Source organism: Tessaracoccus sp. ZS01 (assembly GCF_022342445.1).
Lineage (GTDB): Bacteria > Actinomycetota > Actinomycetes > Propionibacteriales > Propionibacteriaceae > Arachnia.
The window spans coordinates 729,883-756,623 of sequence record NZ_PQFE01000001.1 but is presented as its reverse complement, the minus strand read 5'-3'; the positions used below and the strand labels follow the sequence as shown (position 1 = coordinate 756,623).

24 protein-coding genes are annotated in these 26,741 nt (G+C 68.3%); 18 read left to right on the top strand and 6 right to left on the bottom strand.

What is annotated here, in order from left to right; genetic code table 11:
* Position 1: 1 nt before the first annotated feature.
* Positions 2 to 1,675: an AMP-binding protein gene (locus tag C3E87_RS03625; RefSeq protein ID WP_076059560.1), complete on the bottom strand. Its 1,674-nt coding sequence runs from the start codon at positions 1,673 to 1,675 to the stop codon at positions 2 to 4.
* A 20-nt stretch (positions 1,676 to 1,695) separates the two neighbouring features.
* Positions 1,696 to 2,589: a peptidoglycan DD-metalloendopeptidase family protein gene (locus tag C3E87_RS14835; RefSeq protein ID WP_076059308.1), complete on the bottom strand. Its 894-nt coding sequence runs from the start codon at positions 2,587 to 2,589 to the stop codon at positions 1,696 to 1,698.
* A 334-nt stretch (positions 2,590 to 2,923) separates the two neighbouring features.
* Here C3E87_RS14835 and rpsB point away from each other — a divergent pair, with 334 nt between their 5' ends.
* The 7 genes from rpsB to gdhA all read left to right on the top strand — a co-directional run bounded on the left by rpsB (position 2,924) and on the right by gdhA (position 9,638).
* On the top strand, positions 2,924 to 3,940 hold the full coding sequence (gene rpsB, locus C3E87_RS03615; protein ID WP_076059305.1) for a 30S ribosomal protein S2: 1,017 nt from the start codon (positions 2,924 to 2,926) through the stop codon (positions 3,938 to 3,940).
* A gap of 33 nt (positions 3,941 to 3,973) precedes the next feature.
* Entirely contained in the window at positions 3,974 to 4,783 is an 810-nt protein-coding gene (gene tsf, locus C3E87_RS03610) for a translation elongation factor Ts (protein WP_076059303.1), read from the top strand.
* 102 nt (positions 4,784 to 4,885) lie between these two features.
* A complete protein-coding gene (gene pyrH, locus C3E87_RS03605) occupies positions 4,886 to 5,593 on the top strand; it encodes a UMP kinase (protein WP_233120677.1) in 708 nt (235 codons plus the stop codon).
* 28 nt (positions 5,594 to 5,621) lie between these two features.
* Positions 5,622 to 6,179 (top strand): ribosome recycling factor, encoded by a 558-nt coding sequence (frr, locus tag C3E87_RS03600; RefSeq protein WP_076059298.1) that lies wholly within the window; start codon positions 5,622 to 5,624, stop codon positions 6,177 to 6,179.
* Positions 6,179 to 7,039 (top strand): phosphatidate cytidylyltransferase, encoded by an 861-nt coding sequence (locus tag C3E87_RS03595; RefSeq protein WP_076059296.1) that lies wholly within the window; start codon positions 6,179 to 6,181, stop codon positions 7,037 to 7,039. The genes frr and C3E87_RS03595 overlap by 1 nt, the downstream gene beginning before the upstream one ends.
* A 30-nt stretch (positions 7,040 to 7,069) precedes the next feature.
* Positions 7,070 to 8,194, top strand: a complete 1,125-nt coding sequence (rlmN, locus tag C3E87_RS03590) for a 23S rRNA (adenine(2503)-C(2))-methyltransferase RlmN (protein WP_076059294.1) — start codon at positions 7,070 to 7,072, stop codon at positions 8,192 to 8,194.
* A gap of 103 nt (positions 8,195 to 8,297) precedes the next feature.
* A complete protein-coding gene (gene gdhA / locus C3E87_RS03585) occupies positions 8,298 to 9,638 on the top strand; it encodes an NADP-specific glutamate dehydrogenase (protein ID WP_076059291.1) in 1,341 nt (446 codons plus the stop codon).
* Positions 9,639 to 9,674: 36 nt separating this feature from the next.
* Here the strand turns inward: gdhA and C3E87_RS03580 are convergent, their stop codons facing one another.
* Positions 9,675 to 10,367, bottom strand: a complete 693-nt coding sequence (locus tag C3E87_RS03580) for a phosphotransferase (RefSeq protein WP_076059289.1) — start codon at positions 10,365 to 10,367, stop codon at positions 9,675 to 9,677.
* A 52-nt stretch (positions 10,368 to 10,419) separates the two neighbouring features.
* Here C3E87_RS03580 and dxr point away from each other — a divergent pair, with 52 nt between their 5' ends.
* Genes dxr through C3E87_RS03560 form a run of 4 tightly spaced genes read left to right on the top strand, consistent with a single transcriptional unit; the run spans position 10,420 to position 14,946 of the window.
* A complete protein-coding gene (gene dxr / locus C3E87_RS03575) occupies positions 10,420 to 11,622 on the top strand; it encodes a 1-deoxy-D-xylulose-5-phosphate reductoisomerase (RefSeq protein WP_076059286.1) in 1,203 nt (400 codons plus the stop codon).
* Positions 11,619 to 12,902, top strand: coding sequence for an RIP metalloprotease (locus C3E87_RS03570; RefSeq protein ID WP_076059558.1), 1,284 nt, complete (start codon positions 11,619 to 11,621; stop codon positions 12,900 to 12,902). The genes dxr and C3E87_RS03570 overlap by 4 nt, the downstream gene beginning before the upstream one ends.
* 22 nt (positions 12,903 to 12,924) lie before the next feature.
* On the top strand, positions 12,925 to 14,067 hold the full coding sequence (gene ispG / locus C3E87_RS03565) for a flavodoxin-dependent (E)-4-hydroxy-3-methylbut-2-enyl-diphosphate synthase (protein WP_076059284.1): 1,143 nt from the start codon (positions 12,925 to 12,927) through the stop codon (positions 14,065 to 14,067).
* A gap of 42 nt (positions 14,068 to 14,109) precedes the next feature.
* Positions 14,110 to 14,946, top strand: coding sequence for a GNAT family N-acetyltransferase (locus C3E87_RS03560; RefSeq protein ID WP_076059282.1), 837 nt, complete (start codon positions 14,110 to 14,112; stop codon positions 14,944 to 14,946).
* Here C3E87_RS03560 and C3E87_RS14830 read toward each other — a convergent pair.
* Positions 14,940 to 16,955, bottom strand: coding sequence for a spermidine synthase (locus C3E87_RS14830; RefSeq protein WP_198928184.1), 2,016 nt, complete (start codon positions 16,953 to 16,955; stop codon positions 14,940 to 14,942). The genes C3E87_RS03560 and C3E87_RS14830 overlap by 7 nt on opposite strands.
* 75 nt (positions 16,956 to 17,030) lie before the next feature.
* On the opposite strand from C3E87_RS14830, the gene C3E87_RS03550 reads away from it, so the two are divergent.
* Entirely contained in the window at positions 17,031 to 18,794 is a 1,764-nt protein-coding gene (locus tag C3E87_RS03550; protein WP_076059277.1) for a proline--tRNA ligase, read from the top strand.
* Here C3E87_RS03550 and C3E87_RS03545 read toward each other — a convergent pair.
* Positions 18,791 to 19,735 (bottom strand): hypothetical protein, encoded by a 945-nt coding sequence (locus tag C3E87_RS03545; RefSeq protein ID WP_076059275.1) that lies wholly within the window; start codon positions 19,733 to 19,735, stop codon positions 18,791 to 18,793. The genes C3E87_RS03550 and C3E87_RS03545 overlap by 4 nt on opposite strands.
* A gap of 70 nt (positions 19,736 to 19,805) precedes the next feature.
* Here C3E87_RS03545 and rimP point away from each other — a divergent pair, with 70 nt between their 5' ends.
* The 5 genes from rimP to C3E87_RS03520 all read left to right on the top strand — a co-directional run bounded on the left by rimP (position 19,806) and on the right by C3E87_RS03520 (position 25,698).
* Positions 19,806 to 20,291, top strand: a complete 486-nt coding sequence (gene rimP, locus C3E87_RS03540; RefSeq protein WP_076059273.1) for a ribosome maturation factor RimP — start codon at positions 19,806 to 19,808, stop codon at positions 20,289 to 20,291.
* Between the two features lies 1 nt (position 20,292).
* Complete coding sequence (gene nusA / locus C3E87_RS03535; protein ID WP_076059271.1) at positions 20,293 to 21,276, top strand: transcription termination factor NusA; 984 nt, start codon at positions 20,293 to 20,295, stop codon at positions 21,274 to 21,276.
* A 142-nt stretch (positions 21,277 to 21,418) separates the two neighbouring features.
* Positions 21,419 to 22,567: a resuscitation-promoting factor gene (locus C3E87_RS03530; RefSeq protein ID WP_076059269.1), complete on the top strand. Its 1,149-nt coding sequence runs from the start codon at positions 21,419 to 21,421 to the stop codon at positions 22,565 to 22,567.
* A gap of 91 nt (positions 22,568 to 22,658) precedes the next feature.
* On the top strand, positions 22,659 to 23,771 hold the full coding sequence (locus tag C3E87_RS03525) for a hypothetical protein (protein ID WP_076059267.1): 1,113 nt from the start codon (positions 22,659 to 22,661) through the stop codon (positions 23,769 to 23,771).
* Between the two features lie 61 nt (positions 23,772 to 23,832).
* Complete coding sequence (locus tag C3E87_RS03520; RefSeq protein ID WP_083665360.1) at positions 23,833 to 25,698, top strand: LTA synthase family protein; 1,866 nt, start codon at positions 23,833 to 23,835, stop codon at positions 25,696 to 25,698.
* Positions 25,699 to 25,722: 24 nt separating this feature from the next.
* Here C3E87_RS03520 and C3E87_RS03515 read toward each other — a convergent pair whose 3' ends face one another.
* Positions 25,723 to 26,322 (bottom strand): hypothetical protein, encoded by a 600-nt coding sequence (locus C3E87_RS03515; protein WP_076059263.1) that lies wholly within the window; start codon positions 26,320 to 26,322, stop codon positions 25,723 to 25,725.
* A gap of 120 nt (positions 26,323 to 26,442) precedes the next feature.
* Between C3E87_RS03515 and C3E87_RS03510 the strand changes: the two genes are divergently transcribed.
* Positions 26,443 to 26,688, top strand: coding sequence for a YlxR family protein (locus C3E87_RS03510; RefSeq protein ID WP_076059261.1), 246 nt, complete (start codon positions 26,443 to 26,445; stop codon positions 26,686 to 26,688).
* Positions 26,689 to 26,741 lie beyond the last annotated feature (53 nt).

The window sequence follows — 26,741 nt, the reverse complement described above, 5'->3', positions numbered from 1 at the left end:
TTCAGAGCAGCGGACTGATCTGGTCGCGGACCTGGCCCCGCAGCACCTTCCCGATCATGGAGGTGGGCAGTTCCCCCACCGTGACCAAGCGGCGGGGCACCTTGTAGGCGGACAACCGCTCCTTGGCCCACGCACGGATCTCCGCCTCATCGATGGGGGCCTTGGCCACGACGGCGGCCGTGACCTGCTCGTCGCCGCGCTCCTGTTTGACGCCCACGACGGCGACATCCTCGATCGAGGGGTGCTGGCGCAGCACTCGCTCCACCTCACTGGGCGACACGTTGAAGCCGCCGGTGATGATGATCTCCTTCAGCCGGTCGACGATGGTGGCGAAACCGTCCTCGTCGAGCGTCACGACGTCGCCGGTGCGCAGCCATCCGTCCGGCGTCTTCGTCTCGGCGGTGGCCTCCGGCCGGTTCCAGTAGCCCTGGAACACCTGCGGGCCCTTGACCCACAGTTCGCCGGCCTCGCCGGGGCCGACGTCGCGGCCGTCCTCGTCCACCACGCGGCGCAGCGTCGAGGGGAACGGGATGCCGATCGTGCCGGTCTTGCGCGTCTCGTTGAACGGGTTGCCCATGGCGATGGGCGCGCACTCGGTGAGGCCGTAGCCCTCCACCAGGAGACCGCCCGAGACGGACTCCCACAACGCCACCGTCTCGTCTGGCAGCGTCATGGCACCGGAGATGCACCACTTCACACCGGAGAGGTCGATGCCCTTCGCCTTGGCGCCGTTGGCCGTCTTCTCGTAGATGGGCGGCACCGCGCAGTAGATCGACGGCGGGTTTTTCTTCATCTCCGCCAGCGCCATGTCCACATCCGGGCGGGGGAACAGGACCTGGTGGGCCTGTTTGTAGACGCCGAACGTCACGTAGAGCACCATGCCGAAGGCGTGGAACATCGGCAGCATCGCGTAGCTGACCTCGCGCCCGGTCTGGGCACCGTGCATCCAGGCCGCTCCCATGAGGGCATTGGCGTACATGTTGAGGTGCGTCAGCATCACGCCCTTCGGCACGCCCGTGGTACCGGAGGTGTACTGGATGGCGCCGAGGTCGTCGATGGTGGGCCGCGGGTGGGCGGGGTCCAGCGCGGGCCCGGCCAACAGCTGCTTCCAGGTGAGGTCGCCCGTGCTGCCGTCAGTGAGCTGCGCCCGCTTCTGGCGGAGCGAGGGAACGGGGAGCCCCAGCAGGAGGCGCTTGACGGTGGGGAACTCGTCCAGCAGGTTGACGCTGACCACGAGCGGCTTGGTGGAGAGGGTGCGCACCTTCGGCAGCACCCGGTCCAGGGCGATGGCGACCTTCGCGCCGTGGTCGATGAAGACCTCCTCGAGCTCCCGCTCGGTGGACAGCGGATTGTGCTCGCACACGACGGCGCCGAGGCGCAGGATGGCGTAGAACGCAACGAGGTGCTGCGGGCAGTTCGGCAGCAGGATCGCCACCCGGTCGCCGGCCACCACCCCCAGGCGCCGCAGGCCCTCCGCCGCGCGGTCGATCCGCTCGCCCAGCTGCGTGTAGGTCATGGTGCCGCCGAAGAACTCGGTGGCCACCTTGGAGGCCCCTTCGCGGCAGGACCGCTCGCACATGTCGGTGAGGGATTCGGTGGGCAGCTCGATCTGCGCGGGTACTCCCGGCTGGTAGAAGCGGGTCCAGTCAGGGGCGGGTAACGGCGTCGTGGTCATGGTGCAACGGTAGTGCTCAATCACCCGAGGAGGGTGAGGGGATCGATGAGGCCCCCGTCCTGCCAGGCCATCCAGTGGAGATGGCACCCGGTGGACAGCCCCGTGTTGCCCACGACGCCCACCGTCTGCCCGGCGCTGAGCCGCTGCCCGGCCGTCACCGTCACGCGGGGGAGGTGCGCATAGGCGGTGCTCAGGCCGCCTCCGTGGTTGACGATGACCCGGTAGCCGTAGCCGCCGTGGTAACCGGCCGACCGCACCGTGCCTCCCAGGGGCAGGCTGATGGCGGTGCCGCACGGAGCGCCGAAGTCTGCCCCGTCATGCAGTTTGGTGACACCGGTCACCGGGTGGCGGCGCATGCCGTACCTGGAGGTGACGGGCCCGTCGATGGGGGCTCCACCCAGGGCCGCGGTGCGGGCCGAACTGATCGACGGAGGGCGGACGGGCACCGACCCCCTGGGAAGCAGCCGCACCACAGGCGTCACCAGATAGGCGCCGGGGTCCGCATACCGCTCCCCGTCGGTCAGTCCCCAGTGGAGACAGGCCGCTTCGTCGCAGTGACCGGCCAGCAGGGTGCCGATCCGCTGCCCGGCTGCCACGGTGTCGCCCTTGTGGGCGGTGGCCCGTACCGGCTGGTAGGTGGTGCGCCAACCGTTGCCATGGTCGATCGAGAGGGTGCCGGTGCCTGCGACCGACCCGGCGAAGCGCACGGTGCCGGCCGCGGCCGCGACGACTTCGTCGCCCGGGTACCCGGCAAGATCCACGCCGCGGTGGCCGGCCGCGAACCGGCCGACGTCGTCGAAGGCGCGCACCACCCGGCCCGGTAGCGGGGCGGTGAGGGAGAGGTCCGCCCAGGAAGGGACCGAGGCGCCGGCGATGATGAGGACGGAGAGAATGAGGGCAGACACGGTTCGCACGTCAGCACTGTGGTCAGCGCCACTGCGGAATCACCACGGCGCCGGTGGGCTGTGGACAAGTCGCGACCCGGCGTTCTCCGCGCTGGTTGACGGCGTCACCAGATTTGAGCCCGTGCCCTCCGTCCAGATAGCATGGACCCTGCAACCCGTCTGGGTTGACATCGCATGCGCTGCGCGGGGAACCGCCGGTGGCCGCGTGGTCCTTCAACCAACTGGATGAAGGTGCGGCACCGGGCGCATCAGGAGAAGGCCCCTCCGGGGCCCCATCAACCACCCGTGGACCCAGTCCACCAGATTCAGGTGCGGCAGAGCCGCACCACAGGAAGGCACGACCATGGCAGTCGTCACCACCCGCCAGTTGCTCGAGTCCGGCGTTCACTTCGGTCACCAGACCCGTCGTTGGAACCCCAAGATGAAGCGCTTCATCTTCACCGAGCGCAACGGCATCTACATCATCGACCTGCAGCTCTCGCTGAGCTACATCGACAAGGCATACGCCTTCATCAAGTCCACCGTCGCGCGCGGCGGCCAGGTGCTCTTCGTCGGCACCAAGAAGCAGGCCCAGGAGGCCATCGCCGACCAGGCCACCCGCGTCGGGATGCCCTTCGTGAACCAGCGCTGGCTCGGCGGCATGCTCACCAACTTCGGCACCGTCTCGAAGCGCATCCAGCGCCTCAAGGAGCTTGAAGGCATGGACCTGACCGACACCGTCGGCTCGGGCCTCACCAAGAAGGAACTGCTGCAGCTGGACCGCGAGCGCACCAAGCTCGACAAGACCCTCGGCGGCATCCGTGACATGGTGCGCACCCCGCAGGCCGTCTGGATCGTCGACACCAACAAGGAGCACCTCGCCGTTGACGAGGCCCGCAAGCTGAACATCCCGATCGTCGGCATCCTGGACACCAACTGCGATCCCGACATGGTCGACTTCGCGGTGCCGGGCAACGACGACGCGATCCGTTCCGTCGCCCTCCTGACCCGCATCATCGCCGACGCCGTCGCCGACGGCCTCATCGAGCGCTCCTCCAGCCGTTCCGGCGAGGAGACCCCCGCCGAGCCGATGCCCGATTGGGAGCGCGAACTGCTGGGCGCCGAGAAGGCCGAGGCCCCCGCTGCTGAAGAGGCTGCCGCTGAGGCTCCTGCCGCTGAGGCTCCTGCCGCTGAAGAGGCTGCCGTCGAGGCTCCTGCCGCTGAAGAGGCTGCCGTCGAGGCTCCTGCCGCTGAAGAGGCTGCCGTCGAGGCTCCTGCCGCTGAAGAGGCTGCCGTCGAGGCTCCTGCCGCTGAAGAGGCCGCCGTCGAGGCTCCCGCCGCTGAAGAGGCCGCTGAGGCCGACACCACCGACGCCAACTGACCCAATCGATCAAGTAGACGGGATACCCCACACATGGCAATCACTGCCGCTGATGTGAAGAAGCTCCGCGACGCCACCGGCGCGGGCATGATGGACGCGAAGAGGGCCCTCACCGAAGCTGAAGGCGACTTCGACAAGGCCATTGAGGGCCTGCGCATCCACGGCTTGGCCAAGCAGGCCAAGCGCGCGGACCGCGAAGCCACCAACGGTATCGTCGCCGGCCGCGACGGCGCCCTGATCCAGTTCGCCGCCGAGACCGACTTCGTCGCCAAGAACGCCGAATTCGTCGAACTGGCAGACCAGATCCTCGACGCCGTCATCAAGTCGGGTGCCACCGACGTGGAGGCCGCCAACGCGGCTGAACTCGCTTCCGGGGCCAAGGTCGCGGACGCGGTCCAGGAACTCGGCGCCAAGATCGGAGAGAACATCTCCGTGGCCGACGTTGCGCAGTTCTCCGGTGACAGCCACGTGTACCTGCACCGTCGCGCTGCTGACCTGCCGCCGCAGGTCGGTGTCCTCGTCGAGTACACCGGTGACAAGACGCTGGCCCACCAGGCTGCGCTGCAGATCGCCGCGATGTCGCCCCGTTGGGCCAACCGCGACGAGGTCCCGACGGACCTGGTCGAGAACGAGCGTCGCATCGCCGAGGCCACCGCCCGCGAAGAGGGCAAGCCCGAAGGCGCCATGACCAAGATCGTCGAAGGCCGCGTCACCGGCTTCTTCAAGGACGTCGTGCTCGTGGACCAGGCTGCGGTCTGGGAGGACAAGAAGTCTGTGGGCGCCGCCCTGCAGGAGGGCAACACCGAGGTCGTGCGCTTCGCGCGCTTCGCTGTGGGTGCCTGATCACGCGAGCCTCAGCTCAGTGAAGTAGAGTTACGTGCGCCGCGACCCCAGTGGTCGCGGCGCACGTCGCATGTGCACGCCCCAACACACCAGGAGAAACAAGTGGGATATTCGCGAGTATTGCTGAAGCTGTCCGGTGAGGTTTTCGGCGGAGGCAAACTCGGCGTCGACGTGACCGTGGTGGCAGACATCGCCCGTGAGATCGCCGACGTGGTCCGCTCAGGCACGCAGGTCGCTGTGGTCGTCGGGGGCGGCAACTACTTCCGGGGCGCCGAACTGTCGCAGCACGGTATGGCGCGCGACCGGGCGGATTACATGGGCATGCTCGGCACGGTGATGAACTCGATCGCTCTGCAGGACTTCTGCGAGAAGGCCGGCATCGAGACCCGCGTCCAGTCCGCCATCAGCATGGCCCAGGTGGCAGAGCCCTACATCCCGCGTCGCGCGGAGCGTCACCTCGAAAAGGGCCGGCTGGTCATTTTCGGTGCCGGCTCCGGCATGCCGTATTTCTCCACCGACACCGTGGCTGCCCAGCGCGCCCTGGAGATCGGCGCCGAGGTGCTCCTCATGGGCAAGCAGGGCGTCGACGGGGTGTACGACTCGGACCCCAAGACGAACCCCGACGCGACGAAGTTCGAGAACCTCAGCTACAACGACTTCCTGACCAAGAACCTCAAGGTGGCCGACGCCACCGCCATCTCGCTGGCCCGCGACAACGGGCTCGACATGGTGTTCTTCAACCTGTCCACCAAGGGCAACATCGCCCGCGCCGTTGCCGGTGAGCACATCGGCACCCTGGTTTCGCGCTAACCACCACCCCCAGCAAAGGAGCAAGACCATGATCGCCGAGATTCAGCAAGAGGCCTCAACCAAGATGCAGCAGGCGGTGGACTTCGCGCGCGAAGACCTCTCGACCATCCGCACCGGTCGCGCGCACCCCGCTATGTTCAACAAGCTCCTGGCCGATTACTACGGCGCGCCCACGCCGCTCCAGCAGCTCGCCACCTTCACCTCGCCTGATCCCCGCTCGATGCTGATCGCGCCGTTCGACCGCAGCGCGCTCGGCGCCATCGAGAAGGCCATCCGCGACGCGGACCTGGGCGTCAACCCCAGCAACGACGGCAACGCCGTGCGCGTGGTCATGCCGCACCTCACGGAGGAGCGCCGCAAGGAGTACATCAAGATGGCCAAGCACAAGGCCGAGGAGGCCCGCGTCGCGGTGCGCAACCTCCGCCGTCACGCCATCGACTCCCTGAAGAAGCTCGAGAAGGACGGCGAGATCGGCGAGGACGACCTGTCCCGCGCCGAGAAGGCCCTCGACAGCTCCACGAAGAAGTTCGTGGAGAGCATCGACGAGGTCCTGAAGAACAAGGAAGCCGAGCTTCTCGAGGTCTGATGGCAACCGAGGCCCAGCCGAAGAACCAGTCGAGGGCGGGCCGGGATCTCCCGGCCGCCATCGCCGTCGGCGTGGCCCTGTTTGCAGGCGTCGCGGTCGGGCTCATCTGGGTTCCCTGGCTCTTCATCGCCATCGCCACTGCGGCGCTGGGGTTGGGAGTGGTGGAGGTGCACCGGGCGCTGCTGCGCAAGGGGATGAAGGCCGTGTGGCTCCCCGTGGTCATCGGCACCGTGGTGAGCGTCGCCGGCGGCTATCTCGTCTCCGTCGAGGACCTGAACATCGAACCCACCACCTTCGTGGTGATCTGTCTGGGCGCCATGATGATCGCCTCCCTGGTCGGGCGGATGGTGCGCGGTCCCGAAGGCTTCATCCGCGACATCGCGGCCAGCGCCCTGTTGATCGCCTACATCCCGCTGCTGGGCGTGTTCGTCCCGCTGGTGATGGGGGCTTCCAGCGGCCACCTGCGCATGTTGAGCGTGATCGCCGCGGTGGTCGCCTCCGACACCGGGGCCTACGCCACCGGGGTCCTGTTCGGCAGGCACAAGATGGCTCCGTCGATCAGCCCGAGCAAGACCTGGGAGGGCACCGGCGGGGGAGTCCTCGTCGCCGCGGGGATCGGCGCCGCCTGCAGCGTGTTCCTGCTGGGTTCCCCGTGGTGGGTCGGCGTGATCCTCGGGGCCCTCATCAGCATGGCGGGCACCGTCGGTGACCTCGTCGAGTCGCTGATCAAGCGCGACGCCGGCATCAAGGACATGTCCAACTTCCTCCCCGGCCACGGTGGCATCATGGATCGTCTCGATTCCATGCTCGTGGCCGTGCCCGTCGGGTGGCTCGTCCTGCACCTCGCCCTCGGCGCCTGAGCGCCCCTCCCACCTACCCTTGAAGGCGTCATGACTGTCAAGACCCTGCCGCTCGTGTTCGAAGCACCCCGGCGCGGCAAGCCGCCCACACACTGGTTCGACCTCTCGCTCGAAGAGCGCGTCGAGGCCACCCAGAAGCTCGGCCTGCCCAAGTTCCGCGCTGATCAGATCTCCCGGCACGTGTTCGACCGCCTGGAGGACGACGTCAACCAGTTCTCCGACATCCCGGCGGACATCCGCCAGGAACTCGGCGAGCAGCTGTTCCCGAAGCTCCTGACGGAGATGACGCGGCGCAGCACCGACGACGGCACCACGGTCAAGACGCTCTGGCGGCTTCACGACGGCTCCCTGCTGGAATCCGTGCTCATGCGCTATCCCCACCGCACCACGCTCTGCATCTCGTCGCAGGCGGGTTGCGGCATGGCCTGCCCGTTCTGTGCGACAGGGCAGGGGGGCCTCAAGCGCAACCTTTCCCAGGCCGAGATCACCGCACAGGTGATGGCCGCGGATCAGCAGTTGGCCGCCGGTCTGGTGCCTGGTGCCACCGGGCGCCTCAACAACATCGTGTTCATGGGGATGGGCGAGCCCATGGCCAACTACAAGGCGGTGATGGGCTCCATCCGTACGTTCCTCGAGCCCGGGCCCAACGGGTTCGGCATGAGCGCGCGTGGCATCACCGTGTCCACCGTCGGGCTGGTGCCGGCCATTCAGAAGCTCACTGCGGAGGGGCTGCCGCTCACCCTGGCCGTCTCCCTCCACGCCCCCGACGACGAACTGCGCGACGAGATCGTCCCGATCAACACGCGCTGGAAGGTCGACGAGGTCGTCGACGCGGCATGGGAGTACGCCCACGCCACGAAGCGCCGCGTCTCCATCGAGTACGCCATGATGCGCGACATCAACGACCAGGTGGCACGTGCCGAACTGCTGGCCAAGGTGCTCAAGAAGCGCGGCGACTGGGGCTGGGTGCACGTCAACCTCATCCCGCTGAACCCCACCCCGGGCTCGAAGTGGACAGCGTCGCGCAAAGCCGACGAGAAGGCGTTCATCGAAACCCTGGAACGCCGTGGCGTGCCCGTCACGCTGCGCGACACCCGCGGCCAGGAGATCGACGGCGCCTGCGGCCAACTCGCCGCGAGCGTCGACCAGACGTAGTTGCGTGCGCCCCTGGTGATCGTCAGGTGACCCGATGAAAAATCCGGCGCCGCTTGGTCGTAAGATCGACGCGCCAGTGTCCCAACAGGCAAAAGGAGAACCGATGGAACCCAAGCTGGAGGCTGTCTTCCAGAGCGTCGTAGCACGCAACCCTGGTGAGGCCGAGTTCCACCAGGCTGTGCGTGAGGTCTTCGAGTCCTTGGAGCCCGTGATCAAGCGGCACCCTGAGTACCTCGAGTCCAAGATGCTCGAGCGCATCTGTGAGCCCGAACGCCAGATCATCTTCCGCGTGCCGTGGCAGGACGACAAGGGCGACGTGCAGGTCAACCGCGGCTTCCGCGTCGAGTTCAACTCCGCGCTCGGCCCCTACAAGGGCGGCCTGCGGTTCCACCCCAGCGTCTACCTCGGCGTCATCAAGTTCCTGGGCTTCGAGCAGATCTTCAAGAACTCCCTGACCGGCCTGCCCATCGGCGGCGGCAAGGGCGGCTCCGACTTCGACCCCCGCGGCAAGTCCGAGGGCGAGGTCATGCGCTTCTGCCAGTCCTTCATGACCGAGCTCTACCGCCACCTCGGTGAATACACCGACGTCCCCGCGGGCGACATCGGCGTGGGCGGCCGCGAGATCGGCTTCATGTTCGGCCAGTACAAGCGCATCACCAACCGCTACGAGTCCGGCGTGCTCACCGGCAAGGGCATCGGATGGGGCGGCTCCCTCGTCCGCACCGAGGCCACCGGCTACGGCACCGTCGTGTTCGCAGATGAGATGCTCAAGACCAGGGGCGAGAGCTTCGACGGCAAGCGCGTCGTCGTCTCCGGCTCCGGCAACGTGGCCATTTACGCCGCGGAGAAGGCCGCCCAGCTGGGTGCCACCGTCATCGGCTTCTCTGATTCCACCGGCTTCGTCGTCGACGAGGCGGGCGTGGATCTCGATCTGCTCAAGCAGATCAAGGAGATCGAACGCGGCCGCGTCAGCGACTATGTCGACCGTCGTCCCTCCGCGAAGCTCGGCAACGCCGGCGGCTGCATCTGGGACGTCCCGGTGGACGTCGCGCTGCCCTGCGCCACGCAGAACGAGCTCAACCTCGAGCAGGCCGCCACCCTGATCAAGAACGGTGTCAAGGTCGTGGCTGAGGGCGCCAACATGCCCACCACCCCTGACGCCATCCATGCTCTGCAGGGAGCCGGCGTGCTCTACGCCCCAGGCAAGGCGGCCAACGCCGGCGGTGTGGCCACCTCCGCGCTGGAGATGCAGCAGAACGCGTCGCGTGACTCGTGGACCTTCGAGTACACCGAGGAGCGCCTCACCAACATCATGCGCCAGATCCACGAGATCTGCGCTGAGACGGCAGACTCCTACGACGCCCCGGGCGACTACGTGGTCGGCGCCAACATCGCCGGCTTCGAGAAGGTCGCCTCGGCGATGCAGGCCTTCGGCCTCGTCTGATCAGCCGCCACGCGGCGTGGCCGGCCTGCGGGCGGGTTACGACGAGGGGGCGAAATACAGGTCGCGGTAGCGCCGGATCCGGTCAGGGTCCGGCGCTTCGCCGTACGCAGCCCAGAATTCCTGGTCGGCACCGGGGCCGAAGTTGTGTTCGAGCGACCAGGAGGCGACGGCGAGGTCCGCCCAGCGGTCGGCGACCCCGAGGTGGCCAACGTCGACCATCCCGACGAGGCCACCGTCGTCCCCGAGCAGGAGGTTGGGCACGCAGGCGTCGCCGTGCACGATCGACAGGTCGCGGACGTCGTGTTGGTCACCCACCCACTCAGGCGCGTCGAAGAGCGTGTCCGTCGCGTCGAGCGAATGCAGTTGCGCCAGCGCCATAGCCAGACCCCGGGCCGCGATGTCCGGCCGGTCCTGCCACTCGACGGCGGGACGACCAGGGAGACCGACGGTGACGATCAGCCAGCCGTCGTCGAGCTCCTCGTAGTCGGCCATGCGTGGGCTGGGGAAGCGGCTCGACAGCCAACTGAGGCGCTCCGCCTCGGGCTCGAGGTCGTGTGGGCTCCACTTGGCGTACAACGGCTTGACGTCGTCGGCGACGAGGCGGGCCGTGATCCCGCCCACCTCGTTGCGCCACACCAGTTCGTCGACGCGCCGCTTGTTCACGGCGGCCCACTTCGTGATGGCGAAGGGGACCGGGGTGCCGGGCGGGGGAACAGAGGCCTGAGACATGGTGCCGATCCTATGCGGCGGCCCCAGTTGTGGACAGTGGGATACTCAGGGGGTGCGCAGCATCGTTCTCCTCGGCAGCACCGGCTCGATCGGTACCCAGACCCTTGACGTGATCGCCTCCAGGCGGGAGCAGTTCCGGGTCGTGGGCCTATCGGCCTCCGGTGGCAACATCGAACTGCTGGCCCGCCAGATCATCGAGTTCGAACCGGAAACCGTGGCCCTCGCGAAGGCCAGCGCCGCGCGGGACCTCCAGCGGGCGTTGTACGACGCGGCCAATGAGCGCGGCTGGGTAGAGGGCGAGTACCGGCTGCCGAAACTCATCCTCGGCCCCAAGGCCTCCGCCCAACTTGCCGCGGTGGGCGCGGACGTGGTGCTCAACGCCATCACCGGGGCCGCCGGGCTGGAGCCCACCCTCGCGGCCCTGGCCGCGGGCAGCACCCTGGCGCTCGCGAACAAGGAGTCGCTGGTCATCGGCGGCCGGTTGGTCACCGAGGCCGCGCAGCCCGGCCAGATCGTGCCCGTCGACTCTGAGCATTCCGCCTTCGCGCAGGCCCTCCGCTCGGGCCGCGCCGACGAGGTGCGCAGGCTCATCCTCACCGCCTCGGGCGGCCCGTTCCGCGGCCGTTCACGCGACGAACTCGCGGCGGTCACGCCGCAGGAGGCCATGGCGCACCCCACCTGGGACATGGGCCGTGTCATCACCATCAACTCGGCCACCCTGGTCAACAAGGGGCTGGAACTCATCGAGGCCGCGCTGCTCTACGGCGTAGACTACGACGACATCACCGTGACCGTGCACCCCCAGTCCATCGTGCATTCGATGGTGGAGTTCCACGACGGGTCCACCATCGCCCAGGCCTCACCGCCGGACATGCGGCTGCCCATCGGCATCGCCCTGACCTGGCCCGAGCGCCTCGAAGGCGCGGCCCGCTCCTGTGACTGGACGACGTCGGCCACCTGGACGTTCGAACCCCTCGACGACGACACCTTCCCTGCGGTCCAACTCGCCCGCCGTGCGGGCCGGGCGGCCGGCACGGCGCCCGCCGTCTACAACGCCGCCAACGAGGCCTGCGTCGAAGCGTTCTGGGACGGACGGATCGGCTTCCTGGACATCACCCGGATCGTGGGGGAGTGCCTGGACGAACACCTCGCCGACGGTCACGTCGCCGACGGCGACCTCACCCTGGAGGGCGTCATCGCCGCAGACCAGTGGGGCAGGACGCGCGCCGGGGTCCTCGCAGGGGCGACCGCATGACGGTGCTGCTCACCGTGTTGTTCGCGGTGCTGTTCTTCGCGTTGATCATGGTGTCGATCGCGCTGCACGAGGTGGGCCACCTGGTGCCCGCCAAGCTGTTCGGCGTCAAGGTCACGCAGTACTTCGTCGGCTTCGGCAAGACGCTGTGGTCAGTGCGCCGCGGCGAAACGGAATACGGCGTCAAGGCCTTCCCGCTGGGTGGCTACGTGCGGCTCGTCGGCATGTACCCGCCGAAGAGGCCGGGTGCGAAACAGACGTGGCTGACGCGGGTCGCTGACCAGGCGCGCTCCTTCGAGTGGGACTCCATCCGGCCCGAGGACGACGGCTCGTTGTTCTACCAGAAGAAGACCTGGCAGAAGGTCATCGTGATGCTGAGCGGGCCCGCGATGAACGTGCTGCTGGCCTTCCTCATCTTCCTCGGCATCAACGTGTTCCACGGCACCTACCAGCCCACGCTCACCGTCGGTCAGATGTGGGAGTGCGTGGTGTCCGCGGAGCGCGAGGATCGCACCTGCACGGCCGACGACCCGCCCACGCCGGCGGTCGAAGCGGGCGTCCAGGTGGGGGACACCCTCGTTTCTTTCAACGGAGTCGCCCTCACCAGCTGGGACCAGATGGGGGACCTGGTTCGGACCAACCGTGACCGGCCGGCCACGGTCGTCGTCGAGCGCGACGGCGAGGAGGTGACCCTGCCGACGGTGGACACCGTGCTCAACCATGTGCCGGACCGCCTCGACCCGACCAAGTTCGTGGAGGCGGGCTTCTTCGGGGTGTCGCCCAACCAGGAGCTCACCAAGGCCGGACCCCTGACCACCGCGGCGCAGATGTGGGACATGACGAAGCAGTCCACCGTCGCGCTGATGAGTTTCCCGGCCCGGATCTGGAGCGTGGCCGCGGACCTGGTGACCGGCCAACCTCGCGACGTCAACTCCCCGATCTCCATCCTGGGGGCCTCCAGGGTGGCGGGGGAGATCACCACCACGGACCAACTCGGCACCGCCGACAAGGTGGCGTCCTACCTGTCGCTGCTCGGTGCGGTGAACCTGTTCGTGGCACTCCTCAACCTGGTGCCGCTGCTGCCGCTCGACGGCGGGCACGTCGCCGGCGCCCTCTGGGAGTGGCTCCGTCGCCAGTTCGCGCGGCTCCGTGGACGGCCAGATCCGGGGCCGGTCGACACCGCCAAGGGGCTGCCCGTCACCTACGCTGTGGGAGCATTTCTCCTGCTCGGCGGCCTCGTGCTGATCGCCGCCGACCTCATTTCCCCGATCCGACTTTTCTGACCAGCAGAGTAGGCTGTCGCACATGTCCGTGAACCTTGGTATGCCCCCAGCGCCTGCGCCGGTGCTCGCCCCCCGCCGCCCCACCCGGAAGATCCGGGTCGGGAAGGTCGAGGTCGGCGGCGACGCGCCGATCAGCGTCCAGTCGATGACCACCACCAAGACCACCGACATCAACGCCACCCTGCAGCAGATCGCGGAATTGACCGCCACCGGGTGCGACATCGTGCGCGTCGCCGTCCCCAGCCAGGACGACGCCGAGGCGCTGCCGATCATCGCCATGAAGTCGCAGATCCCCGTGATCGCCGACATCCACTTCCAGCCGCGCTACGTGTTCGCCGCCATCGACGCCGGCTGTGCGGCCGTGCGCGTGAACCCCGGAAACATCAAGCAGTTCGACGACAAGGTCGCCGAGATCGCCAAGGCGGCCGCCGACGCGGGTGTGAGCCTGCGCATCGGCGTCAACGCCGGCTCGCTCGACAAGCGCCTGCTGCAGAAGTACGGCGCCCCCACCGCTGAGGCCCTCGTGGAATCCGCTCTGTGGGAGGCTTCGCTGTTCGAGGAGGTGGGGTTCTACGACTTCAAGATCTCCGTCAAGCACAACGACCCCGTCGTGATGGTGCGCGCCTACGAGATGCTCTCCGAGAAGTGCCAGTACCCGCTGCACCTGGGCGTCACCGAAGCCGGTCCCGCGTTCCAGGGCACGATCAAGAGTTCCGTGGCCTTCGGCGCGCTGCTGAGCCAGGGCATCGGCGACACCATCCGGGTGTCCCTCTCCGCCCCGCCGGCAGAAGAGGTCAAGGTGGGCCTCAAGATCCTGGAGTCGCTGAACCTCCGCCCCCGCAAGCTGGACATCGTCTCGTGCCCGTCCTGTGGGCGCGCGCAGGTCGACGTCTACACGTTGGCCGAGCAGGTGACCAAGGGTCTCGAGGGCATGCAGGCACCGCTGCGCGTGGCCGTCATGGGCTGCATCGTCAACGGCCCGGGCGAGGCCCGCGAAGCGGACCTCGGCGTCGCCTCCGGTAACGGCAAGGGTCAGATCTTCGTCAAGGGCGAGATCATCAAGACCGTGCCCGAGGATGAGATCGTGGAGACCCTCCTGTTCGAAGCCCGCCGCCTCGCCGCAGAGATGGGTGAAGTCGGTTCCCCCGAAATCTCTGTTTCCTGACCGGGCGTCCTTTCTGGCCATGTTGGCCCTAGAGTTTCGCCCATGACTTCAGGGCTGACGACGATGGGGGCGGGCGACCGCGAACGGGTCGCCCAATTCCTGGCCAAGAGCCCGGTGGAGAACCTCTTCCTGAGTTCCCGGGTGGCCACCTACGGCCTGGACCGGCGCCGGCTCGGCGCCGTCTACGGCTACGAACGCGAGGGCGAGCTCACCTCCGTCCTCCTCGACGGCGGCACTCTCTTCATCGCGGGCTTCGACCCGGAGGCGTTGCCCGTCTACGTCGAGAAGTTGGGGCCCATCCGCCGCTGCACGTCGATCCTCGGCCCGGCCATTTCGGTGCTGGGCCTGTTCGTGGGCCTGGCCGAGCGGTATCGCGGTGCGTGGGGCGGCGTCTCCAACGTACGGAAGCGGCAGCCCCTGATGGTGCTGGATCACCTGCCCGAGGTCCCGCCGGACAGGCGAGTGCGCAAACTGACCCTCGACGACTACCCGAGCTATCTCGAGGCCTCGGTGCACATGTACACCGACGAGATCGGCAGCTCGCCGTTCAAGTACGGCGGCGGCTACGAGGGCTTCGTGCGCGACCGCCTCAGGCAGGGCGACGCCTACGGCATCGTCGACGGCAAGGGCACGGTGATCTTCAAGGCCGATCTCGGCCCGAAGCTCGCCGGGCAGGCGCAGCTCCAGGGGGTGTGGGTGGCTCCGCACCTGCGCGGCCGGGGGATCAGCGTGCCGGCGCTGGCCGGGATGTGCCACCTGATCATGGACCAGTACCCGCTGATCAGCCTGTACGTCAACGACTTCAACACCGCAGCCATCCGCAGCTACGAGCACCTCGGCTTCGTCGAGGTGGGGGCGCTGGCGACGGTGCACTACTGAGCCACGATCCGCCCGTCCTGTCTCGGGGCCAGCGCGAATGCCACCAGGTAGATGACGAGGACCAGGATCAGCAGGTTGCTGTACCCGGTCAGTAGCGCGGCGTACTCCAGGCAGCCACCCACGAGGGCCCCCAGCAGGTTCAGCCCGAACGCCGCACGGCCGTTGTCGGCGGCCGCGAAGCGTTTGGCGAAGGCGACGTTGGCCAGGAAGATCGGCACGAAGGCCAGCGCGACGGCCACGATCAACCGCGGCACGTAGGGCAGGCCCAGCAACCATTCCGGCTTGACCACGTAGGCCAGCGCGATGGCGACCCCGATCCCCGCGAAGAGCCAGGCGAGGGGAGGGGTGCGCCACCGTCGGGTGGTCTCGACGGCCAGCAGCACGACGAGCAGCACACCGCCGAACACCAGCGCGTTGACCAGCCAGGTGGTGCCGAACAACAGCGCGAACGAGGCGATGTACTTGGTCTCCAGCAGCATGAACGCCACGCCCATGAAGAAGAGGTCCGCATAGGGACGCATGTGCCGCAACGGCCCACCCAGGGCGCGGACGGTGACCGCGGAGGCCAGCAGAATGCCGGCCAGCACCCACAGGTACGTCGCAGGGATGCCGTCGCCCCGGTAGTAGAGGAACGGTGCGTTGTCCGTGGGCGGCGCGATGCGGTCTGCGGGCAGCACGTGGTTGTCGGTGCCGCAGACCTGCGCATCGGGGTTCTTCGCGACGGTCACCACGGCCTGCCCGCCACCCAGGAGGTCGACGCACGGGGCATGCCCGAACGACTCCTGGGCGATGCCGCCGAGGCGGTCGATCAGCCAGTCCTCGCGGTAGTAGTTGTACATCGAGAAGACCCCGTCGTCGGTGAGCCGCTCCCTGGCTGAGGCGAGCGCCTCCTCTGTGAAGAGGAAGGATTCCAGGCGGATCTGTGAGGCGCCGCTGACGAGTGCGAGGCTGTCCGGCAGGGCGAAGAGGATCAGGTCGTACTTCTCCGAGGTGGTCTCCAGGAAGGCCCGGCCGTCGTTGACGATGCGGCGGACCCGTGCGTCGGAGTACGGGCGGTCCGGGTTGAGCTCGGCCCCGATCTCCATGATCCGCGGGTCGATGTCCACGGCGTCCACGTGCTCCGCCCCCTGCTTGAGGGCGATCGCCACGTCGGAGCCGGAGCCGGCGCCCACGATCAGGACCCGGCCGGGCTTCTCCGCCGCCATCCGCTCGTACGGGGTGCGGTACAACCGCTCGGCCTCGTTGAGCTTGTACTCGGCCGAACCCATGACCTGGTGGGGGATGCCGTTGACCGTGATGAGGTGGAGTGCGTTGCCGTCGGAGGAACGACCGATGTCGCGCTGGGTCACCTTGTAGTAGGGGGACCAGGTCACCCCGGGCGTGACGGTCTCGGCGAGCAGGGAACCGACGATGGCCACACCCGCCACGATCGCCACCAGGCGGTGGCGTCCCCAGGCCAGCCAGATCAGGGCCGCCACGACCAGCACACCCCACACCACCGACGGCGCCCTCAGGAATGACAGGAGGGTGAACAGCGAGATGCCTATGATGGAACCGATGAGGTCCCACCGGTAGGCGTTGAGGTTCTCCAACTCGGCGAAACACCGGCCCACCACCTCGCCCGGTCCGGCGAGGATGGCGGCGACGAAGAGGAAGATCACCGGGAGCGCCAGCCATGCCGGAGGACCCTGGGCAGACAGGGAGGTGAAGTAGATGATGGCGTCGCCGGTGCGGTCGATGGTCACCGGGAAGGCCCACACGAAGAACACGAGCAGCGCCAGCAACACCGGCGTCCACGGCACGATGGACCAGCGCTTGCGGGCGATCAGGAAGCCGGCGCCGATGCCCAGGAAGGAGCCCAGCAGCACGAAGTTGGAGAAGTACGAGAGGTGCACGACGTTGGAGCCGAGCCAGCGGATCAGCGCCAGTTCCATGAAGAGCATCAGGGCGCTGCCCACGATGAGGCGGGGGACGGTGCTCGGGGGCTGCCCGGCCGAGAGGGTGCTCACGCGCCCATCGTGCCCGTTCCGGGAGTCATTGTGGGGCTGAATTTCGATGTCTGTCCTGATGGGTAGACTCAGCCCGTGATTTCAAAGCTCTCCTCCCTGTTCGTTCGCACCCTCCGTGAGGACCCGGCTGACGCGGAGGTGCCCAGCCACCGGTGGCTGGTCCGCGCCGGGTACATCCGTCGAGCGGCACCCGGCATCTACTCCTGGCTGCCGCTGGGCTTGAAGGTGTTGGGCAAGGTGGAGGCCATCATCCGCGAGGAGATGAACGCCATCGGCGCGCAGGAGGTGCACTTCCCGGCGCTGCTGCCGCGTGAACCCTACGAGTCGACGGGCCGCTGGACGGACTACGGCGACAACCTGTTCCGCCTCCAGGACCGCAAGGGCACCGACATGCTGCTCGGGCCCACGCACGAGGAGATGTTCACGCTGCTGGTCAAGGACCTGTACAGCTCGTACAAGGACCTGCCGCTCTCGCTCTACCAGATCCAGACCAAGTACCGCGACGAGGCACGGCCCCGCGCCGGCCTGCTGCGCGGTCGCGAGTTCATCATGAAGGACTCCTACTCCTTCGACGTGGACGACGAGGGGCTGGAGGCCAGCTACCAGCTGCACCGACAGGCGTACCAGCGCATCTTCGAGCGGCTCGGCCTCGAGTTCGTGATCGTGTCGGCCATGGCCGGCGCCATGGGCGGCTCGCGCTCGGAGGAGTTCCTGGCCGTGGCCGCCAACGGTGAGGACACCTTCGTGCGCTCGCCCGGGGGTTACGCGGCGAACGTCGAGGCCGTGCGCGTCGCGCCCCCCGCGAAGCTGCCCGTCTCCGACGCGCCCGCCATGGCCGTCTTCGACACGCCTGGCGCCGGCAGCATCAACGCTGTCGTCGAGCTGCTCAACCGTGACCTTCCGGAGCGCACCTGGACGGGCGCCGACACGCTGAAGAACGTGCTGTTCATGGTCACGGACCCCGACGGTAAGAAGCGGCCCCTGGCCGTGGGCCTCCCGGGCGACCGCGAGGTCGATGCCAAGCGTCTCGAGGCTGCGCTGGAGCCCGCCGCTGCGGAACCCTTCACCGAGGACGACTTCAAGAACTACCCGGAGCTCGTCGTCGGGTTCATGTCGCCGGTGTCCATCGACGGGGGGTGGGTCCTGGGCAAGGAGTCCTCCACCAAGATCGAGTACCTCGTGGACCCGCGGGTCGTCACCGGCACGCACTGGGTCACGGGCGCCAACGTCAAGGACCAGCACCTCACCGGTGTCACGGCCGGGCGTGACTTCACCGCTGACGGCATCCTCGACGTCGGTGACGTCCGCGAGGGCGACCCGGCGCCCGACGGCTCCGGCCCGCTGACGCTGGCCCGTGGCATCGAGATGGGCCACATCTTCCAGCTCGGCCGCAAGTACGCCGAGGCCCTCGGCCTCAAGGTGCTGGACCAGAACGGCAAGCTCGTCACCGTCACCATGGGCTCCTACGGGGTGGGCGTGTCCCGCGCGGTGGCCGCCGTCGCGGAAGCCACCAGCGACGACAAGGGTCTCAGCTGGCCGCTGGGCCTGGCGCCGTTCCAGGTGCACGTGATCGCCACCGGCAAGGACGCCGAGGTCTTCGCGGAGGCTGAGCGCATCGCAGAGGCGCTCGACGGCAAGCGGGTCGAGGTGCTCTTCGACGACCGCAAGGCCAGCCCCGGCGTGAAGTTCGCGGACGCGGAGATCCTGGGCATGCCCATCATCGTGGTCGTCGGCCGCGGCCTGGCCAACGGGGTCGTCGAGTTGCGCATCCGCGCCACGGGCGAGAAGCGCGAGGTCCCCGTCGCTGACATCGTCGAGGAGGTGTTGGCCGTCCTCTAGGCCAACCACCCCGGCCACCAGGTGAGCGCCGTGCCGGTTTCCTGCACCGGCGCCACCTGGCCGCGCATGCCGGCGCGCCACTGCGGATCGGGATCCGCCGCGACCAGGCGTGCGAATCCGTTCAGGACCTGCGTCTCCAGCAACCCCCAGCCGGCGCGGATGGTCTCGAGGCTGTCCATCGTCGTGGGCAGGTCGAACGCCGCCGGTTGTTCGGGGGCTTCGGTGCCGAGCCTGTCGCGAAGGGTGTTGCGTAGTTCACGTGCCCGGTTGAGGCGGACCAGCCCCGTGGCGTGGAGGGCATTGTCCTGGCTGATCCTGCCCAGGCCCACACCCAGCCCGTAGATCAGCGCCCACACATGGCCCAACAGGATGGGCAGTGACGCCTCGACGGTGGTCGCCTGCAGACGCCGCACGGCGGCCTCGCCCTCCACCGGCGCGACCTCCTGGTTGCGCAGGCCGAGCACCGCGGTGGCCATCGAGGCGTAACACAACCTGAGGTCCCCGTCCCCGGCCCGGGTCGCCATGTCCTCGAGCGCATCCCCGGCACGGGAGACGGCGGCCTCGAGCCGGTTGGTCGCGACCCCGGGAGCGCTCGGGGCAGTGACGGGCGCAGCAGCCACCTCGAAGGGCTCCAGGTCGATGTCCGACAGCGGGTCCGGCACAGCGAGGCGGGCCACGTGGGCGTCGCACTGCGCGAGCGCAGCGACGGCCCAGGGCTGGGCCTCCCAGTGCGGGGAGTCGGCCAGCGCCGCGACGAGTGCGCGCAGATCCGCCACCGACTGGTGCGCCAGGGTGGCCTCCGGGGAGCGCGCCGGCTCAGGCGACGGCTCGGGCAGCGCAGCGGTGCGGGTGTCCGGCCCACCGAGAATCAGCGGACTCGTGGTGCATCCCGTGATTCCGAGGGTGAGCAGCGCAAGCGCGGAGCGACGGGAGACGGACATGCGGCCAGCGTAGTGCGTGGGTATGCTGGGGCCTCACAATCAGGCGTACAACCGGATACGGAGCACCCACATGCAAGAAGCCAAGTTGGTGGCTGTCATCGAGCCAATCCTCGTGCAGCACGGGTTGGAGCTCGACAGCCTCGATGTCACCCGTATGGGCAAGCGCTCCGTGCTCCGGCTCACGGTGGATGGCGAAGGCCCCCAGGGTCGCGGCCCGCTCCTCGACGACATCGCCTCCGCGTCGCGCGCCATCTCGGACGCGCTGGACGAGAGCCCGGTGGTGGGGGACCACCCGTTCACCCTCGAGGTGTCTTCGCGCGGCGTGAGCAAGCCGCTGACCGAGGCCAAGCACTTCCGCCGCAACACCGGCCGCCTGGTGCAGCTCTGGCTGGCGGACGGCGAGATCGTCGGCCGTATCGTCGGCGCCGATGAGGAGGGCGTCACGCTCGACGTCGACGGCTCCGAGCGCACGGTGGCTCTCACTGACATCAACAAGGCAGTCGTCCAGGTGGAAATGAACCGCCCGGTGGACGGCGACGAGGACGAGGAGAACTGACATGGATGTCGATCTGGCTTCACTGACACTCATTGAGCGCGAGCGCGGGATCGATCGCGAGTATCTGCTCAAGACGCTCGAGGACGCGCTCCTCAACGCGTACAGCAAGACCCCCAACGCACTGCGCGGCGTGAAGGTCGAGATCAACCGGAAGACGGGCAAGGCCGCCGTGCTGGCCCCCGAATTCAACGACGACGACGAGATCATCGGCTACTTCGACGACGCCCCGGAGGACTTCGGCCGGATCGCCGCCGCCACTGCGCGGCAGGTGATCTTCCAGCGGATCCGCGAGGCGGAGGACGAGCAGAAGTTCGGCCACTTCTCCGCCACCGAGGGTGATGTCATCGTCGGCATCGTGCAGCAGGACCGCGACTCCAAGGCCGTGCGCGTGCTGATCAGCAAGGGCGACCAGGACAAGTTCGAGGCGCTCATGCCGCTGGCCGAGCAGGTTCCCGGTGAGGACTACAGCCACGGCCGCAGGTTGCGCGTCTATGTGGTGAGCGTCCGACGCGAACTCCGCGGCCCGCAGGTGATCGTCTCGCGCACCCACCCGCACCTGGTCCGCAAGTTGTTCGCGCTCGAGGTCCCGGAACTGGGGCAGGGCGTCGTCGAGATCTGCGAGGTCGCCCGCGAAGCCGGCCACCGCACCAAGATCGCCGTGCGGTCGCTGGACCCCAACGTGTCTGCCAAGGGCGCGTTCATCGGCCCCATGGGCCAGCGGGTCCGTGCAGTGACGAACGAACTGGGGGAGGAGAAGATCGACATCGTCGACTACTCCGAGGACCCCACGGAGTTCGTGGCCGCCGCTCTCTCGCCCGCGAAGGTGCTGTCGGTGACGGTGGTCGACGAGCAGGCCAGGGCCTGCCGGGCGATCGTGCCGGATTACCAGTTGTCGCTGGCCATCGGCCGCGAGGGCCAGAACGCACGCCTCGCGGCCCGCCTCACCGGCTGGCGCATCGACATCCAGCCGGACGTCACAGCCTGACACCTTCACCCCTCCCCATTGAGGGGACAGACGCGACCCCTGGCTGAGAGATTCTCAGAGTTCTTTTGGAATCCTCTCAGGCAGGGGTTAATCTGTTCTCGCTGGGAACCAGCGATCCCCGATCAGAGGACTGTTCGAACAGATGGCGAAGAAGATCTGGACCCCGGTCATCGCAGGCGTCAGCGCCTTGGCACTCGTCGGCGGCGTGGGCGTTGCCAGCGCGCTGGACAAGGACGACGTCACCATGGTGGTCGACGGCGTGGCCAAGACCATCGCGGTCCGCGAGAACACCGTCGCGCAGGTCCTCGAACTCGAGGGCATCGAGCCCGGGCCCCACGACGTCGTCCTGCCGGCGCTGGAGACCACCGTCGTCGACGGCCTCGAGATCAGCATCGCCTACGCGCGCCCGCTCGACGTCACCATCGACGGCGAACAGCGCGAGGTCTGGACCACCGCGAAGAACGTCGGAGATGCCCTGAAGATGCTGCGCCTCGACGCCGCCGATTCCAAGCTCTCCGCCTCCCGTTCCGCGGCCATCGGCCGCGAGGGCCTCTCCGTCGACATCCTCACCGCCCGCGACCTGACGGTCACCGTCGCCGGGGCTGCCAAGCCCGTGCGCCTCGCCGGCACCGTCGCCGACGCGTTGGCCGAGGTGGGCGTCACCCCGGACGCCGACGACAAGGTGACCCCCAGCCCGGAAACCGCCCTCGAAGACGGCATGGGCGTCGTATTCGTCAGGGTCGACGTCAAGCCGTCCACCAAGAAGGTCGCGGTGGCGTTCGAGAAGACCACCAGCGAATCCAGCAAGATGCTCAAGGGCGAGAAGGAAGTCACCACCAAGGGTGTGGTCGGTGAAAACCTCGAGACCTACACCAACGTCTACGAGGACGGCGTGCTGAAGTCGTCCGCGCTCGTCTCCACCGAGGTGCTCAAGAAGCCGGTGAACCAGGTGACCACCGTCGGCACCAAGGTGCCGCCCCCTCCGGCACCGGAACCCGACGCTGCCCCCGCTGACAGCTCCGAGCCGGCCTCCTCGGGAGGCTCCGGCCTCGACCTGCGCCGCTCCTCCATGTGGGACACCATCGCGCGCTGCGAGTCGACCAACCGCTGGAACATCAACACCGGCAACGGTTACTACGGCGGCCTGCAGTTCAACCTGCAGACCTGGCGCAGCGTCGGCGGCACGGACTTCGCGGCCTACCCGCACCAGGCCACCCGCGAGGAGCAGATCACCGTGGCCAACCGTCTGTACGACCAGCGCGGCCTCCAGCCCTGGGGCTGCAAGCCCTGATCGTGATTCATCCACGATCTGTTCACAGCGTCGTGCCTGCTGGGTAGGGTTGATCGTCTACGGAACCGGACCCCAACGAAAGGTAAGGCCCATGACCGAACGGACACTGCCCAACCTCGACATCGTCGACGAGGAGTTCCTCGCCCAGGCGACCATCACCGAAGGGCCGTGGGTCAGCATCCTGCTTCCCACGCAGCGCACCGGCCGCGAGACACTCGCCGCCAGATCCCAGTACGAGAACATGCTGAAGCTGGCTGAGGGCGAGCTCGCTGCCAGAGACGGGCTGGCCGAGGTGCTGCCCGCCCTGCGCGAGCTCGTCGCAGACCGTGAGTTCTGGCTCCACCAGTCGGACGGTCTGGCCGTGTACGCCGCACCGGGGGCGCTGCGCACCTTCCGGTTGCCGCTGGCGTTGCGCGAGGAGGTCTGTGTGGGCGACCACCCCAGGCTCGCACCCCTCGTGGGTGTGCTGTCAGCGGTGGGCGGTTCGTTCGACGTGCTGGCACTGTCCGCCAACCGTGTGCGACTGTTCGAGGGAACGCGCAACGCGATCGGGGAACTGTCCCTCGGTGAGGACACGCCGACGGCGGTGGACGAGGTCTTCATCGGCCGCGATCACCAGGTCCAGTTGCAGAGCTCGGCGCAGAGCCGCGGCGGCGACATGGCCAACTTCCACGGGCACGGCGGGGACAGGGACGTGGCCGCTGTGGACCTTGAGCGGCTCTTCCGCGACATCGCCACCGCCGTGGACGAGGTGCTGGGCCGGGGTGCCACCCGTCCGCTGGTCCTGGCCGGCGTCGCGGAACACGGCGCCACCTTCCGCTCCATCAGCGGGCGCAGGAACATCGTCGACGAGATGGTGACCGGCAACCCGGACAGGTTGAGCGCCCAGGAACTGCACGCACGGGCCTGGCCCATCGCGGAGCGCGCGTTGCGCGAGGACGACGCCCAGTTGGCTGACCGCTACAACGAACTGGTGGGCACGGGCAGGGCCTCGGAGGATCTGGCCAGCATCGCCACCGCGGCGGAGGAGGGCAGGGTCGACACTCTGCTGCTCCGCCGGCCGAGCGCGGCGCCGGACGGGCAGCCCCACCTGGTCGTCGACGAAGTGGATGCCGTGATCGCGCACACGCTGCGCAATTCCGGTTCCCTGGCAGTGAGCGAGGACTCGGCGGCGCCCCCGGTGCGGGCCATCTTCCGGTACTGAGAATGGCGCCGTGAACGGCGCTTTGGAGTGACACCTGCAGGCAAGTAGCATTGCTCGCTCCATGACTGTTAACTCTGAGTCCACCTCTCGTTCACCTGCCGAACGCTGGCCATGGGGACGGTTGGCCGTTCTCATGGCGCCGTTCGCGGTGCTCGGGGTCTGGCTGAAGGTGGTCCGGATCGACCGGTTCTACCCCAGCGCGGGGCTCGCGGAGAGGGCCACGAAACTGTCCTCCGACGTCGCCTTCGGCCTCTTCTGGTGTGTGCTGTGGGCCGTCACCCTCCTGTACCTCCGCCGGCCCAGGCTGCGCTCCGCCGCGGTTGTGTTGGCCCAGGTGCTCACCGCAGCCATCGGCGTCTTCATGGTCGTGAACCATTCCTATGCGCTGCGCACCGGCAATCCGTTGACCCCGGCCCAGATCGCGCTGGCGATCCGCGAGGCCGAAGCGCTCTCCGGGCTCCTCGGTTCGCAGGTCGACGCCACGTTCATCGGCCTCCTGGTCGGCGTCGTCCTGTGGTCCCTGGTCGCCCCGCTCCTCCTGGGGAAGGTGTTCGCGCGCCTGTTCACGGGCGAGGCCGGCCCCGTCACCCGACGCGTGGGCCTGGCTGGCGCGGTGCTGCTGCTCATCGCCGCCACGTGGACGGCGCCCACCGCGTCCGCCTCGTTCGCGCTGTCCCCGGCTGTGCAGTTGGCCGTCTCTCCCATCAAGGAGGCGGCCGCCTATCCGGAGGCCTTCGCCTCAGGGGCGCCACTGGCTGATCCTGAGAGCACGCGCTTGGTGCCGCGTCCGGGGGAGCGGCACCGCAACGTGGTGGTCATCACCCTCGAGTCCCAGCGGGCCACCTCCGCCCTGCCGGAGACGCGCCAGCCGGTGACCCCGGTGCTCGACGCCCTCGCTGAGCAGAGTGTGCGTCCGGAGCGGGGCTACACCGTGCTGCCCCACACCTCGAAGTCGCTGGTCTCCATCCACTGCGGGATGGCGCCGCCGCCGGACAATCGCAACACCGAGGCCGACGAGAACGGGCTGCCGCAGCGCTGTCTGCCTGAACTCCTGGCAGATGAGGGCTACAGCACCGCCTTCTTCCAATCGGCCACGGAACACTTCGAGCGGCGCCGCGGCACCGCTGCGAACCTGGGCTTCCAGAAGTTCACCCCGGTGGACGGCATGGACAAGACCGGCTTCAGCAAGGCCAACTACTTCGGCTACGAGGACGACATCATGCTGGAGCCGGTACGCCGCTGGCTCAAGAGGCAGGACGGGCCGTTCATGCTGGGCATGCTGACGGTGACCGCGCACCACGACTACAACGTCCCGGGCTACGAACTGATCGACTTCGTGGACCGCCCGCTGATGAACAAGTACCTCAACGCCGTGCACCTGCAGGACCGCTTCGTCGGCCACGTGATCGACCTCTTCAAGGAACTGGGCCTCTACGAGGACACGGTGTTCGTGATCTCCGGTGACCACGGTGAAGGCTTCGGCGAGCACCAGCTCTACCAGCACGACAACACCATCTACGAAGAGGGCATCCGGGTGCCCATGCTGGTGCACGACCCCCGTCGGGCGCCGGAACTGATCGAAGGGCCGGCCAACCAGCTCGCCCTGATGCCCACCGCCGTCGACGCGCTCGGCTTCGACCTGGTCAGTGACGTCGAGTACCGGCCCTCGTTGTACAGCGGGGAGCCGCAGGGGCCGGTCATCGTGAGTTGCTGGGTCCGGGGGCGCTGCACTGCGGTCCTCGACGGCGACCGCAAGCTGATCCACCACTTCGGGGATCGCCGCGACGAGGTATTCAACGTCGCCGAGGACCCGGGGGAGCTCACCGATCTGGTGACCGGGACCGATGCCGACTGGATGGAGCGCGGCCGTGAGTTGGCCGTGGGCTGGTACCTCGACGTCGAACGCTGGTACGCGCCGGAGGAGTGACCTCCGGCGCACCCGGGCATCGGGTCAGCGACGGGGGCCGCCGTGACCATGGACCCCGACGATCCCGGCGTCGATGGCTTTCTGGACGGCGTCGGCCTCGGACTGCGTCAGCTCGCCGTCGGTGACGGCCTTGTCCAACACCTCCTTGTCCTCGGCGGCCTGCACGGCCTGGCGTTCCTCGCGCAACTCGGTGAGGGCTTCGGTGACGCTCGCCTCCTCCAAGCCCAGTTCTTCGGCCAGCGCCTTCGCGAACGCGGCCTGGTGTTCGGCGCGCAGCGCATCGCGCTCTTCCTGCGTGTCCGGCATGGTGGCGGGTTCGGCCGGCCGGGCTGCGTCCCTGGCTGTGGCCATCGCTTCCGTGAGATCGGACTCGTCAACCCCGAGCTTCTCTGCGAGCGCCGACACATCCATGCCCGGCATGCCGCTGCGGTGCTCTCCGCCGAGCCTGCCGCGCCCCGCCATGCCCCACCCCTGCGCCTGCCGCGATGGTTGGGTGCTCTCGGTGGCAGAGGTGCTGGGAGAGGGGCTGGGCGCAGTCGTCTCAGCGTTGGCCAGCGTGGCTGCGCCGAGGCCGAGTCCCGCAGCCATCGCTGCTGCGGACACTCCGGCGATGATCTTGTTCATGGGAGGCTTCCTTCCGGTGGGTCGGGCGGTGCTGCCCGATGCCCCCAGCTTCGTGAGCGCTCCTGTGGGGTGCCTGTGCCGCGGCTGGGTGGCCGCTGCGAACTTGGCTAGTCTGGCGGGGTGAATCCTCAACGCACCTGCATCGGGTGCCGCGCCGTCGACGATCAGACGACGTTGGTCCGGCTCGTCAGGCAGGGCGTCACCGTCGTCGACGGCACCTCGCCCCGCCTTCCCGGTCGGGGGGCCTACGTCCATTCCCACTGTCTGGAGCTCGCCGAGCGGCGCCACGCCATCCGTCGCGCGTTCGGGCCGGGGGCCGAACTTGACCCTGCCGCGCGCTCCGTAATCCTCCGGAGTGGAAGCTGACGGTCAGGCAGGTTATGATGGTGGGCGGCCTGCGCTGTGCGCGGCCACATCGT